This is a genomic window from Brevundimonas sp. AJA228-03 (assembly GCF_017795885.1).
In the GTDB taxonomy this organism is placed as follows: Bacteria; Pseudomonadota; Alphaproteobacteria; order Caulobacterales; family Caulobacteraceae; genus Brevundimonas.
In genome coordinates this window covers 2,570,069-2,582,683 of the sequence record NZ_CP059297.1, presented here as the reverse complement: position 1 = coordinate 2,582,683, position 12,615 = coordinate 2,570,069, and the positions used below count along the sequence as shown (strand labels likewise).

Annotated in this window: 11 protein-coding genes; 3 read left to right on the top strand and 8 right to left on the bottom strand. The window is 69.4% G+C overall.

Features of this window, described 5'->3' with window-relative positions; genetic code table 11:
* Positions 1-36 precede the first annotated feature (36 nt).
* Positions 37-171 carry a hypothetical protein gene (locus HZ989_RS15260; RefSeq protein WP_256435874.1) on the top strand — a complete coding sequence of 45 codons (135 nt, stop codon included), beginning with the start codon at positions 37-39 and terminating at the stop codon, positions 169-171.
* On the opposite strand, the gene HZ989_RS12925 is transcribed toward HZ989_RS15260, so the two are convergent.
* Positions 172-1,917 carry a lytic transglycosylase domain-containing protein gene (locus tag HZ989_RS12925; protein WP_209321210.1) on the bottom strand — a complete coding sequence of 582 codons (1,746 nt, stop codon included), beginning with the start codon at positions 1,915-1,917 and terminating at the stop codon, positions 172-174. It abuts the gene before it with no gap.
* A gap of 133 nt (positions 1,918-2,050) precedes the next feature.
* On the bottom strand, positions 2,051-2,860 hold the full coding sequence (locus HZ989_RS12920; RefSeq protein ID WP_209321209.1) for a uracil-DNA glycosylase family protein: 810 nt from the start codon (positions 2,858-2,860) through the stop codon (positions 2,051-2,053).
* Between the two features lie 195 nt (positions 2,861-3,055).
* On the opposite strand from HZ989_RS12920, the gene HZ989_RS12915 reads away from it, so the two are divergent.
* Positions 3,056-4,708 (top strand): electron transfer flavoprotein-ubiquinone oxidoreductase, encoded by a 1,653-nt coding sequence (locus tag HZ989_RS12915; protein ID WP_209323130.1) that lies wholly within the window; start codon positions 3,056-3,058, stop codon positions 4,706-4,708.
* A 56-nt stretch (positions 4,709-4,764) separates the two neighbouring features.
* Positions 4,765-5,931, top strand: coding sequence for a mechanosensitive ion channel family protein (locus HZ989_RS12910; RefSeq protein WP_245162369.1), 1,167 nt, complete (start codon positions 4,765-4,767; stop codon positions 5,929-5,931).
* 114 nt (positions 5,932-6,045) lie between these two features.
* Here HZ989_RS12910 and HZ989_RS12905 read toward each other — a convergent pair whose 3' ends face one another.
* From HZ989_RS12905 to HZ989_RS12880, 6 genes are all read right to left on the bottom strand, one after another.
* Positions 6,046-9,483, bottom strand: coding sequence for an AAA family ATPase (locus HZ989_RS12905; protein WP_209321208.1), 3,438 nt, complete (start codon positions 9,481-9,483; stop codon positions 6,046-6,048).
* 8 nt (positions 9,484-9,491) lie between these two features.
* Positions 9,492-10,124, bottom strand: a complete 633-nt coding sequence (locus HZ989_RS12900) for a thioredoxin domain-containing protein (protein WP_209321207.1) — start codon at positions 10,122-10,124, stop codon at positions 9,492-9,494.
* A 4-nt stretch (positions 10,125-10,128) separates the two neighbouring features.
* Positions 10,129-10,740 carry a DsbA family protein gene (locus tag HZ989_RS12895; RefSeq protein WP_371812955.1) on the bottom strand — a complete coding sequence of 204 codons (612 nt, stop codon included), beginning with the start codon at positions 10,738-10,740 and terminating at the stop codon, positions 10,129-10,131.
* Positions 10,741-10,747: 7 nt separating this feature from the next.
* The gene (locus tag HZ989_RS12890) at positions 10,748-11,389 is read right to left on the bottom strand and encodes a DsbA family protein (RefSeq protein WP_209321205.1); all 642 of its coding nucleotides are present in this window, start codon (positions 11,387-11,389) and stop codon (positions 10,748-10,750) included.
* 267 nt (positions 11,390-11,656) lie between these two features.
* Positions 11,657-11,902 carry a hypothetical protein gene (locus tag HZ989_RS12885; protein WP_209321204.1) on the bottom strand — a complete coding sequence of 82 codons (246 nt, stop codon included), beginning with the start codon at positions 11,900-11,902 and terminating at the stop codon, positions 11,657-11,659.
* A gap of 120 nt (positions 11,903-12,022) precedes the next feature.
* The gene (locus HZ989_RS12880) at positions 12,023-12,598 is read right to left on the bottom strand and encodes a DUF721 domain-containing protein (protein ID WP_209321203.1); all 576 of its coding nucleotides are present in this window, start codon (positions 12,596-12,598) and stop codon (positions 12,023-12,025) included.
* Between the last annotated feature and the right edge of the window lie 17 nt (positions 12,599-12,615).

Here is a 12,615-nt window from a genome sequence, read left to right as displayed (position 1 = left end):
ACGCCGGTATCGATCGATGATCAACGAGATTCTGCCATGTCCGCCCCGCCGACGACCGCTCCGCACCTGACCCCGCCGGTCGCCCAGCGCCGCCCGACGCTGATGACCTATGCGATCTTCATCCTGGTCGGGTGCTGCCTGTCCGCCTCGCTGGTCGGCAGCCTGCTGTAGTCAGCGTGTGCCCGTCGGCTGCACAGCCGACGCGACCAGCACGCCTTCCAGTGTATCCGGCGTGGCCAGCGGCTGGGGCGGTGGGGCCACATAGTCCAGACTGATCGGGATCAGGGTCTGTCCCGCCGCGAGGGCGTCCAGGGTCTTCAATGGTCCACCCGTCATGCGCTGATAGATCCAGTAGGCGGCGACGACCTTTTCCACATATTCGCGGGCCTGGGGTACGTCGATCGTCTCGATCAGCAACAGGGGATCGGCATCGGGACCCAGCCGACGCAGGGCGTCCAGCATCGGACCCGGCCCGGCGTTGTAGCTGGAAACCGCACGCAACAGGTCACCCTGGAACTCGGGCCGCGCCAGCATCCGGTTCACATAGGCCTGACCCAGACGCACATTGGTCGCCGGCTGAAACAGCTTTTGCGGGCTGGAGACGAAGCTGCGATCGCCGGTCATCTCGGCCGCCGTCGTCGGCATGACCTGCATCAGGCCATACGCTCCCACCGGCGAGCGGGCCTGGGCGTTGAACCCGCTTTCCTTGCGCGCGATCGCATAGACCAGCGAGCGTTCGAGCGTCCAGCCGCCGTCCGGCACCAGCTCGGGCATCGGATAGTTCTCGGCATTGATGCGGCTGACGTCGCCGCCGTTCGACCCCATGAGTCGCGGGGCCAGGACGCGGGCCAGACCCGTCCAGAGACGCCGGGTGCGGTCCGTCGCCGTGCGCAGGCCGGTGCGCAGCTCGTCCTGGGCATCGCCGCGCCGCCCGACTTCATAGAAGGCTACGGTGCGACGGGCGCGGGGATCGTTCTGAACGAAACTGTCCAGTTCGCGCTGGTTGACCCCGACCGGCTCGTTCGGAACCGAAACTGTCCGGGCCACGGCGGTATAGGGAACGGGACCGCCGTTGAGCACGACGGGCTCCTCGCCCATCTGGCGCAGAGCGATCTGGCCGTAAAAGGTTGCGGGCCAGCGGGCGGCAAGAACAAGGAACTCCTGGACCCGGTCCTGGCGGCCCGACTGTCCGGCGGCGCGTGCGGCCCAGACGCCGGCTCCGGCCCGGATCCAGGCGTCCTCCGTCGGGTCGTTGGCGACGCGCTCGAAGGCGGCGAAGGCGCGGGGATAGTCAGCGGTTCGCCAGGCCGCCAGTCCCACCGTCCACCAGTCGCCGATCTGCTCGCCCAGTGTCAGCGCGCCCGACAGGTCGTCATGGTTCAGGGCGACGCGCGCGGCCCTGGCCGGGTCGCCCTCGGCGTTTCCACCGGCCGCGGCGACCGCATCCCAGGTGCGGCTGAAAAAGGTGCCGGTCGGGCGACGGGGCTCCTCGGCGCCATCCGGGCGACGACGCATGGCAAGGGCATAGACCCGCCGGGCGCTCGGAAGGTCGGCATAGGTCTGGAGCCAGGCCGCCAGCTCGTCATAGGTGGCGGTATAGTCGGGGTGGAACAGGCGCTCGAACTCGACCTGACCCACCAGGACCCGGTCGCCCGCCGCTTCTGCCGAGGCGCGGGCTCTGTCCAGATCACCGCGACGCAGGGCGTCGAACGCGTTGGTGTAGCTCAGGCGGTCGGCGTTCGACAGGGCGGTCGGTGTGATGCGCGCGCCGTTCTGGTCATCAGCCTCGGAGACACTCGCCTCGGGTCCAGTGACGTCATCGGACGCGGCGTACGTCGGGGCGGCGACACCCGACAGAGCGGCCAGAATCAGGGCAAGCGTCGGCGCGAGATACGCGCGGCGGCGGATTTTGAACAAGGCGGCGGCCCCCTCGTGCGACGCGTCCCCCAGGATCGATTCAGTCTCGATTCGGGATCAAACGCGCGGTCTGCGATCGGTCGTCAAGCAGGGACTATGCCGGAATCCCCTGTTAACTTCAATCACATCGGCGTCAGACGTCAGATAGCGCGGGTCTGTCGGCGTCGCTGTCCAGCCTGGCGGCCAGTTCCAGCATGTCGGCCCAGGCCTGCCGTTTGGCCTGGGGCTGCCGGAGCAGGAAGGCCGGATGCAGGGTCGCGATGACCGGGGCGGACACGTCCCCCTCGGTGGACCGCCAGTCTCGCCATTGCCCGCGCACCTTCATGATGCCGTCCTCGGTCCGCAGCACCGACCGCGCGGCCGCCGCCCCCAGCAGCAGGACCGCGCGGGGTTTCATCAGGACGAAGGCCCGCTCAACGAAGGGCGCGCAGACCGCCTGCTCCTGCGGGGTCGGGGTGCGATTGCCGGGTGGACGCCAGAAGACGGTGTTGGTGATGAAGACCCTGTCTGCCAGCCCGGCGGCGGCCAGCATCCGGTCCAGCAGCTTGCCTGCCCGTCCCACGAAAGGCTGACCGGCCGCGTCCTCTTCCGCCCCGGGTGCCTCGCCGACGACCAGGATCGGCGCATGGGGGTCGCCCCGGCCGAAAACGCAGCCGCGTGCGCCCATTCCGACCAGTTCGCAGCCCTTGAAGGCCGCCGCCGCCCCGGCCAGCGCCTCCATCGTATCCGCGTCGCTCGCCAGCCGCCGCGCCTCGGCCGTCGCGTTCCCCAGGTTCACCACCGGTGTGACCGAGGCCGTGGCCTTCGTGACCGCCTTCAGCGCGGGGGCCACGACGATCGTCCGGTCCTGCGGGGCGTCCTCGAAGCACGCGTCCACGCCCGCATCGCGCCAGAAGGCGAGCAGGCTTTCCATCGCAGCGGTATCGTGGGGCTGGGCGTTCATGGTCGGATGCGTCAGGGATAGGCCTTGACCGCCCTCGCGTCACCTTCCGATAAGGCGGGTGCACAGACAAAACCAAGGATTCCCGACCCCGTGACCGAACAAGCCTTCGAAGGCGGTGCCGAGACCCCGGCGCAGGACGCCATCATCGACAACCTGCCGCCGCTGGAGGCGCTGAAGGGCGTCGAGCGCGAGGTCATGGAATACGACGTCGTCATCGTCGGCGGCGGCCCGGCCGGCCTGTCGGCCGCCATCCGCCTGAAACAGCGCGCGGAAAAGGACGGCCGGGAGATCTCCGTCGCGGTGCTGGAGAAATCGGCCGAGGTCGGCGGGCACATCCTGTCCGGGGCCGTGATCGACCCCAGGGCCCTGCGCGAGCTGTTCCCCGACTGGAAGGAACGCGGCGCACCCCTCGAGACGCCCGTGACGAAGGACCGGTTCATGATCCTGGGCCCCATGGGTCAGGCCAGCCTGCCGATGGCGATGCTGCCGCCCATGATGCACAACGACGGCTGCTACATCGCCTCGCTCGCCAACGTCGCCCGCTGGCTGGGCGAGCAGGCCGAGGCTCTGGGCGTCGAGGTCTATCCCGGCATGGCCGCCAGCCACGTCGTCTGGGACGAACCCACCGGCCGGGTGAAGGGCGTCGTCGCCGGGGTCTTCGGCATCGACAAGCACGGCCAGCCCACGGACGACTTCCAGCCCGGCATCGAGCTGCACGGCAAATACGTTTTCATCGCCGAGGGGGTGCGCGGGTCGCTGGCCAAGACCATCATCGCCCGCCACAGGCTGGCCGAGGGCAAGGAGCCGCAGAAATACGGCATCGGCCTGAAGGAGCTGTGGCAGGTTCCGGCGGAGAAGCACCAGCCCGGTCTGGCCCAGCACACGACCGGCTGGCCCCTGGACGAGCACACCGGTGGCGGCAGCTTCATGTACCACTTCGGCGACAACTACGTGGCCATCGGCTACGTCGTGCATCTGAACTACAAGAACCCGCATCTGTCGCCGTTCGACGAGTTCCAGCGCTTCAAGCATCACCCCGCCATCGCCGAACACCTGGAGGGCGGCACCCGCATCTCCTACGGCGCGCGGGCGATCACCGAGGGTGGCTGGCAGTCGGTGCCCAGACTCGCCTTCCCGGGCGGGGCCCTGATCGGCTGTTCCGCCGGGTTCGTGAACGTGCCGCGGATCAAGGGCAGCCATAACGCCATGAAGACCGGCATGCTCGCTGCCGATGCCGCCTATGACGCCGTCATCGCGGGCCGGGCCGGCGACGAACTGGTCGAATATCAGGCGGCCTATGAGGCCAGCTGGGTGTTCAGGGAGCTGAAGGGCGTCCGCAACGCCAAGCCCCTGCTGTCGAAGTTCGGCACCACCCTGGGCGGGGCGTTCGGTGTGTTCGACCTGTGGACCAACCACCTGTTCGGCCTGTCGGTCTTCGGCACCCAGAAACACGGCAAGACCGATGCCGCCTCGACCGAACCGGCCTCGAAGCACAAGGCGATCGCCTATCCGAAGCCGGACGGGAAACTGTCGTTCGACAAGCTGTCCTCGGTGTTCATCTCCAACACCAACCATGCCGAGGAACAGCCCGCGCATCTGAAGCTGCTCGATCCGTCGGTGCCGATCCGCGTCAACCTGCCGAAATACGGCGAGCCCGCGCGTCTGTATTGCCCGGCCGGGGTCTATGAGGTGCTCTACGCCGACGAGGCGACGAAGTCGGATCCGCGCTTCCAGATCAACGCCCAGAACTGCGTCCACTGCAAAACCTGCGACATCAAGGACCCGTCGCAGAACATCGTCTGGACCACCCCCGAGGGCGGCGGCGGGCCGAACTATCCGAACATGTAGGGGCCACCCCGGCGGTCGCGTTCGAACCATGGGCGTGGCCGTGCGTTTGGGAGCGGATGCCCCCTGAAATCGTCGACCTGACCCACCGGATCGCCGTTCTCTGGCGACAGTTCCACTGGCTGCCCGAATGGGCGGTGGTGGCCATCGTCGTGGCCGTGTTCACGGGCGCGGGCTGGCTGGTCCATCGCGTGGTGTTCGCGATCCTGCGAAGGCTGGTGAAAAGCCGCGACCTGTTCTGGCGCGGCGTGGTCGAGCGGGCGCGCAAGAAGCTGCGCATCCTGATCATCCTGATCGCCATCGGCTTTTCGATCACCGTCTCGCCGCTGGATCCCGCGCCGTCGGCCAGCGTCCGCGCCGTGCTGCTGTTCGCGACCATCCTGGTTCTGGGGTGGATCGTGGCCGGGGCGGTCGACATGTGGGCGATCGTCTATATGCGGAGCTTCAACATGGCGGCCGAGGACAATCTCGTCGCCAGGAAGCACATCACCCAGACCCGTATCCTGCAGCGCGCCGCCATCATCCTGATCGGGGCCTTGACGGTGGCCCTGGCGCTGATGACGATCGGGGCGGTCCGTCAGTGGGGCATCTCGCTGCTCGCCTCCGCCGGCGTGGTCGGCATCATCGCCGGCCTGGCCCTGCAGCCGGTGCTGAAGAACCTGATCGCCGGCATCCAGATCGCCACCGCCCAGCCCATCCGCATCGACGACGCCGTCATCGTGGAAGGGGAGTGGGGCACGGTCGAGGAGATCACCTCGACCTATGTGGTGGTCAAGCTGTGGGATTGGCGGCGCATGATCCTGCCGCTCAGCTATTTCATCGAAAAGCCGTTCCAGAACTGGACCCGCGAGACCTCGCGCCTGATCGGCACGGCCATGCTCTATGTGGACTACGAGGCCCCGATGGACCGCCTCCGCGCCGAGCTGGAGCGCATCTGCCGCGCCTCGCCGCTGTGGGACGGCGACGTCGTCAATCTGCAGGTCACCGACATCACCGACCGCGTCGCCCAGGTCCGCTGCCTGGCCAGCGCCCGCTCGGCCCCGGTGGCCTTCGACCTGCGCTGCGAGATCCGCGAGAAGATGCTGGCCTTCATGCGCGATGAATGCCCGCAGGCCTTGCCGCAGGATCGCGTGGTGCCGGGGCGGAACGAGGCTTCTCCCTCTCCCAGCGGGAGAGGGCTTGAGCGCCTGAGAGCCGAAGGCGATCAGACTTGCGCGAAAGGGTGAGGGGTTATGCGCCAGCCGGTTCGCACCGCAACCCCTCACCCTTTCGGCTGAAGGCGCATCGCTTTCGCTCTGCGAGCCTCAAGCCCTCTCCCTCCGGGAGAGGGAAGCCAAGCATCACGCCACCAGGGTCTCGGCCTGTTTCAGGTCGACGCTGACCAGTTGTGACACGCCCCGCTCCGGCATGGTGACGCCGTACAGCCGGTCCATCCGGCTCATGGTGACCGGGTTGTGGGTGATGACGATGAAGCGGGTGTCGGTACGTTTGCGCATCTCGTTCAGCAGTCGGCAGAAGCGATCGACGTTGGCGTCGTCCAGCGGGGCGTCGACCTCGTCCAGCACGCAGACCGGGGCAGGGTTGGCCAGGAAGACGGCGAAGATCAGGGCCGCCGCCGTCAGGGCCTGTTCGCCGCCGCTCATCAGGCTCATGACCGACAGCCGCTTGCCCGGCGGACAGGCGAAGATCTCCAGCCCCGCTTCCAGCGGATCGTCGCTTTCGACCAGCTTCAGCTCCGCCTGACCCCCCCCGAACAGGGTCTCGAACAGGCTCTTGAAATTGTCGTTGATGACGTCGAAGGCGGCGGTCAGCCGCGCGCGTCCCTCGGCGTTCAGTTCGTCGATGCCGTCACGCAGGCGGGCGATGGCTCCGGTCAGGTCGGACCGTTCGATCCGCATGGTGTTCAGCCGCTCGCCATATTCCCCGGCCTCGTCCTCGGCGCGCAGGTTGACGGCCCCCAGATGCTCCCGCTCGCGTTCCAGACCGTACAGCAGGCTCTCGGCCCCGGCGGCGTCCGGCGGGCTCGCGATGGCGTCGTCGGACAGTTTCTGGCCCAGCTCCCCGGGCGACATCTGGGCCGTCTCGCGCACATGGGTTTCGGCCTCGGTCAGACGTGCGGCGGCGGCCTCGGCGCGGGCGGCCAGACCGGCACGGGCCTCGCGGGCGACAGCGGCGGCGCTGTCGGCGGCCCGGCCGGCGCGGTCGGCTTCCCCGGCCAGCCCTTCCGCGACCGACAGGGCGTCGGCGGCGGCCTTGCGACGGGTCTCGGCGGCGGTCAGGGCATCGATCAGCTTCGACCGCTGGGCCGCCAGGGCCTCGGGCGCCCGCGCGGCCTGGAGCAGCAGGGCGGCGATGCGGGTCGCATCGGCTTCCAGAGTGGCGATGCGGGCGGTGCTGTCCCTGGCGCGCGTGGCCCAGCCGTCGCGCTCGCGGGTCAGGCTGGTCAGACGCTGTTCGCGCCCGACGCGCTCGCGGGCCTCGGCGTCCCGGTCCGCCCGCGCGGCCGCTGAGGCCGAGCGGGCCGTATCGGCCGCCGTACGGGCGGCCGTCAGTTCGTCCCTCAGCGTCTGCTGCGTCTCCGCCGGCGTGTCCACCGAGGCAGCCTCGGCCAGCGCGGTTTCCGCCGCCTCGACCTCGGCGGTCTGGCGGATCAGGGTCTCGTCCAGCGCCTGGGCCCGGGCCTCGCGCCGGGCCTGGTCGCGGCCCAGGGCCTCGACGCGATCGCGGGCCGCCGTGACGGCCTTGTCGGCAGCGAAGGGCTGCAGACGGGCGGTCTTCACCGCCTCCTCGGACGCCCGGAAAGCTTCGGTCGCCGCTTTCAAGGCCGCCTGCGCCTCGGCCAGCGCGGGTTTGCCGGCATCGATATCGGCTTCCAGTTCCGAAAGCCGCGACCGCTGGGCCAGACGGATGGCGGCGGGGCGGGGGGCCTCGGCGCGGCTGATAAACCCGTCCCAGCGGAACAGGTCCCCCTCGCGCGTCACCAGCCGGGCCCCGGGCGGCATCCCCCGGGCCAGACGCGGAGCCTCGGCCCGGTCGGCAATGCCGCAGAAGGCCAGACGGGCCGCCAGCGCGCCCGGGGCTTCCACCTTCGCTGCCAGGGGTTCGATCCCCTGTGGCCAGACCGGCGGGATGGCATCCGCCCCGCCCCAGTGCGCCGCTGCCTTCGGATCGAGGGCGGCGTCCAGATCGTCGCCCAGCGCCGCCGCCAGCGCCGCCTCATAGCCTTTCGCGGCCGAGACCCTGTCCAGCGCGGGCGGATGATCCCGGCGGGTCGAGACCAGCAGCGAGGCCAGCCCCCGCGCCTCGGTCTGCAGCCGCCCCAGCCGGTCCTCAGCCGCCCGCGCCGCCGTTCGCGCCTCCTGTTCGGTGCGGGCCAGATCGCCCCGCGTCGCCTCCGCCGCCTCGACGGCCGCTCGCGCCTCGGCCAGCGCCCTTGTCGCTGCCTCCAGCGCGACCCGCGCCTCTGCCAGTTCCGGCGTCTCCAGCGGTCCCAGCGCCTCGCGTTCACGGCGGGCGGCATCGAGGGCGGCCTGCGCCCGCGTCACCCGCGCCTCGGCGTCGCGTTTCCGGGCCGTCTCGGCATTGGCCCGCGCCTCGACCGCGGCCAGGGTGCCGGCGACCCGCTCGACCTCGGCATCGGCGACCCGGCGCGCATCCTCCGCGGCCGCCAGCGCCCGCTCCAGCTCGGGGCCGCGTTCCGGTGCCGCCGCGACCTCGGCCGTCAGCCCCTCGAGCGCCTCGCCCAGCCGTGCCAGTTCGGCCCCGGCATCGCCCGCCATGGCGATCTCGCGTTCGGTATCGTTGGCGATGCGCTGACGTTCGGCGGTCAGACGGTCGACCTCTGCCCGCGCCTGCTGCTCGGCCATGTCCAGCCGGTCGCGTTCCAGACTGGCCCGGTGCAGCAGGGCCGCCGCGACCGCGTCCTCCTCCCGCGCGGGCTTCAGCCCCTCCTGTGCCGCCAGGGCCGCCGTCTGCGCCCGGGCCGCCGCGCCCGCCGCCTCAGCCACCGCCCGGTCGGCCTCGGCCAGCTCCTCCGCCGCCGCCTCGGCTGCCAGCCGCGCGTCGTTCCAGCGCACGAACAGCAGGGCCGCCTGCAGGGCGCGGATCTCGGCCGAGATCTTCTTGTACTTCTCGGCCTGCCGCGCCTCGCGCTTCAGCCGGTTCAGGGCGGTCTCCAGCTCGCGCCCGATGTCGTCCAGCCGCTCCAGATTGGCCTCGGCGGCCTTCAGCCTCAGCTCCGCCTCATGCCGTCGCGTATGCAGACCCGCGACCCCGCCGGCCTCTTCCAGGATGCGCCGACGGTTCTGCGGCCTGGCGGCGATCAGTTCGCTGATCTGCCCCTGACGTACCAGGGCCGGGGAGTTGGCCCCGGTCGAGGCATCGGCGAACAGCAACTGCACGTCCCGCGCCCGCACCTCCTTGCCGTTGATGCGATAGGTCGAGCCCTGGCCCCGGTCGATGCGGCGCGACACCTCGATGATGGCGCTGTCGGTGAAGGGCTGGGGCGCCTTTCTCTGCGCGTTGTCGATGGTCAGCTGGACTTCGGCATGGTTGCGCGGCGGCCGGTCGGAGGCCCCCGAGAAGATGACGTCGTCCATGCCGGCCCCGCGCATGGCCTTGGCCGAGTTGGCCCCCATGACCCAGCGCAGGGACTCCAGCACATTGGACTTGCCGCAGCCGTTCGGTCCGATGACGCCCGTCAGGCCGGGCTCGATCTGCACTTCGGCCGGATCGACGAAGGACTTGAAACCGACCAGGCGGAGACGCTGGAACTGCACCTGGTCCCTTAACGTCGCCGCGCGGGCGGAAGAAGCGGCGTGATCGCGGCGGTCAGACCGGTCAGGGAGCTGTCGGCGACGCGACGCCCGTTGACGAAGAAGGTGGGCGTGCTCTCGACCCCGGCGGCCATCGCCCCGGTGGCAGAGGCCCTCACCCCTGCCAGCGTGGCAGGATCGGCGAGGCAGGCATCGATCTCGGCCTGGGTCCGGCCGCTGACGGCGACGCCGGATGCGTACCAGGTCGGCACCGGACCTCCGGCGAACAGGGCCTCGTGGCCGTGAAAGAAGGCCCCTATGACGTCATAGAAGCGGTTTGGCGCGGCGCACCGCGCGATCCCGGCGGCGCGGGCGGCGACCAGCGCGGGCGGGGTCGGGAGGTCGCGAAACACGAGCCGCACACGCCCCGTGTCGATGAACTGGCGCTTGAACTCCGGATAGACGGTGCGGTGCCAGTCGCCGCAGTGCGAACAGACCAGCGACGCATATTCGATCACCGTCACGGGGGCGTCGGCGCGGCCCATGATGCGGTCGCTGGCCGTCACCGTCGGAGGGGCTATTGCCGTCTGCGCCGAGGCGACGACAGCCGATCCGCCCAGCGGAGCGAGCATCAGGGCAAGGATCAGCAGCAATCGCTTCGTCATCGGATCATTTCGCCAATTCGGCGTCGATGGCGGGGGCCAGGTCGGCCATCACCGTGCCCTCCCCGCCCGGGCTGGTCACGCGTTTTCCGTTGACCAGAAAGGTCGGCGTGTTGATCACGCCCGCATCGGTGGCCGCCTTGACCCGTGTTTCCAGTGCGGCGATGGCCTTCGGATCGGTGACGCAGGCGGTAAAGGCGGCTTGATCGATCCCGACGCCGCCCGCGATGCGGATCAGGCTGTCGCGTGGGTTGGTCCCCGTGCGCCACTCCGACTGGCTGTCCATGATGGCATGGATGACGTCGAAATATCTGTCCGGACCCGCGCAGCGGGCCAGCAGGAAGCCGGCGGCCGCGATGTCGGTCGGCGGGGTGGGCAGTTCGCGGAACACGTATCGGACCTTGTTGGTGTCGACATAGGCGGCCTTGAACGCCGGCCAGGTGTTCTGCTGCCACAGAGCGCAATGGGGGCAGGTGGGCGAGGCATATTCGACCACGGTGACCTTGGCACCCTCGGCCGCGCCCATCGCCATGTCGCCCTCGGCTGGTGCCCTGGAGCCGCCTCCACAGGCCGACAGGGTCAACGCCAAGAAGGCCAGACACAGATTGCGCACGTTCATCATCGGCTCAGCTCGCGGCCAGGGCAGCGTCGATCTTTTCCGACAGACCGGCCAGGGAACTGTCGGCCACCTTCACGCCATTGACGAAGAAATTCGGCGTCCCGTCGACGCCCGCGTCGAGGGCCGCCTTGATGCGGCCGTCCATCGCCGCGATGGCGTCCTTGTCGGTCACGCAGGTCTGGAACTGCTCCTCGTTCAGGCCGGCGCCGTTGGCGATGCGCAGCAGCACCGCGCGCGGGGCTCCGGAGAACAGCTCCCGCTGGCTGGCCATGATCTCGTGGATCACGGGGAAGTATTTGTCCGGTCCGGCGCAGCGTGCGACCAGGAAACCGGCCACGGCCAGCGGTTCCGGAGCGGTCGGGAACTCGCGGAAGATGTAGCGGATCTTGTTGGTGTCGATGTATTTGGCCTTGAACTCGGGATAGACCTGTTCCTGCCAGGCGGCGCAGTGACTGCAGGTGACCGAGGCATATTCGACCACCGTGACCTTGGCCCCCTCGGCGGCCCCCAGCGCCATGTCGCCTTCGGCGGCATCACCGCCGCTGGCCCCCGAACATCCCGCCATTGCCATCATGGCGGCCAGGGCCGCGCCGGTCGCGGCGGCGCGGCGGCTCATGGAGGCGTATTTGAAAGGTCGTTCGGCGCGCATGGCGTCTTCCCTCGAGAACTCTGTCCGGATGATCGCGCGATTCCCCTCGGATGCGCGATGACCCTGGTTGTCGAGAACAGGTGCGGCGGAAAAAGGTCAAGAGCCAGCCGTCGGAATCTGACCGAAGGCGAAGGGGCGAGGCGACGCAAAGGCGGGGTCGTATTGCCAGAACCAGCCGGTCTGAAGGTCGGCTATGGGTGGGAAGCGGTCATTGGCGAAAGGCTGAAGCAGAATGAAATGGCCCGTGACAAAGGACGTTCAGACCATCTAGCGATCATCTCGCCCCATTCGACCCCACATAATCGCCCCCCACTCACGCTTCTTCACGTAGCGTTGGTAGAGCAATGTGCAGATCAAAAGCACGGTCAACAAAGGGATCATGACCGCAAATCCAAGCCACTTCATCCCGAACATACTGACCACGAAGAGCGGCAGGAAAATCAAAAACCAGTTGCGCCACACCGTCGCTGGGCCGCCGCCCACCCGTTCACGGCCATCGTTCGCTTCACGCATAGCCAGCCTCCTTCTCCGAAAGACTATCCATGGTTGGGGACGTCCGCAACGCGTCGGGAGCGGACATTCCCTCGGCAACCAGAAGCGGACGCCTACGGGACCCGACGGGGCCAGTCGATCCTACCGTCTCCGCCCCTTCGCCTCGTCCGACAGCACCGCCCGCCCCAGTCCCGCCAGAACGGCTTTCAGCGCGTCCGGCGCCGCCTCGACCGAGCGGGCCAGTTCGGCTTCGGCGGCCGCGTCCAGAGGGTCGATCCGGCGGCGTGCGCCGCGTGTCGAGGCCGCCGCCACCGGCAACGGCTTCACCGGCCCTTGCGCGATCCGCAGCTTGTCCACGGCCCCGGCCCCCAGGAACAGGTTCACCCGCGCCAGGATGTCGGCCGACTGGTGCTGGACCAGCAGGGCGGCGGGCCCCGCGACCCGCAGTTCCAGGGTACCGCCCGTCTTCTTGCCGTCCGGGCCTGCGCGTCCCCTGGTCAGTTTCTGCGGCCGGGTGACGCGGGCCAGCTGATCGCCGACGATCTCGCGCCAGCGGGGCTCCAGGGCACCCGCGCCGCGTCCGAACTTCTCGTCCAGGTCCTTGATCAAGGGGGCCAGCGAGCGGCCGACCGGCGGTGCCGGGCGCGGCATGGGCCGGGTCCGTCGCCGCGACAGGATCTCGCGGGTCTCGCTTTCGGTGGGCAGATCGCGCTTCACGATGTCAGTATAGCGCG

Coding starts and splice junctions, on each gene's coding strand:
- HZ989_RS15260 (WP_256435874.1), top strand. CDS start 37: ATGTCCGCCCCGCCGACGACCGCTCCGCACCTGACCCCGCCGGTCGCC.
- HZ989_RS12920 (WP_209321209.1), bottom strand. CDS start 2,860: ATGAACGCCCAGCCCCACGATACCGCTGCGATGGAAAGCCTGCTCGCC.
- HZ989_RS12915 (WP_209323130.1), top strand. CDS start 3,056: ATGGAATACGACGTCGTCATCGTCGGCGGCGGCCCGGCCGGCCTGTCG.
- HZ989_RS12910 (WP_245162369.1), top strand. CDS start 4,765: ATGCCCCCTGAAATCGTCGACCTGACCCACCGGATCGCCGTTCTCTGG.
- HZ989_RS12900 (WP_209321207.1), bottom strand. CDS start 10,124: ATGACGAAGCGATTGCTGCTGATCCTTGCCCTGATGCTCGCTCCGCTG.
- HZ989_RS12895 (WP_371812955.1), bottom strand. CDS start 10,740: ATGAACGTGCGCAATCTGTGTCTGGCCTTCTTGGCGTTGACCCTGTCG.
- HZ989_RS12890 (WP_209321205.1), bottom strand. CDS start 11,389: ATGCGCGCCGAACGACCTTTCAAATACGCCTCCATGAGCCGCCGCGCC.
- HZ989_RS12885 (WP_209321204.1), bottom strand. CDS start 11,902: ATGCGTGAAGCGAACGATGGCCGTGAACGGGTGGGCGGCGGCCCAGCG.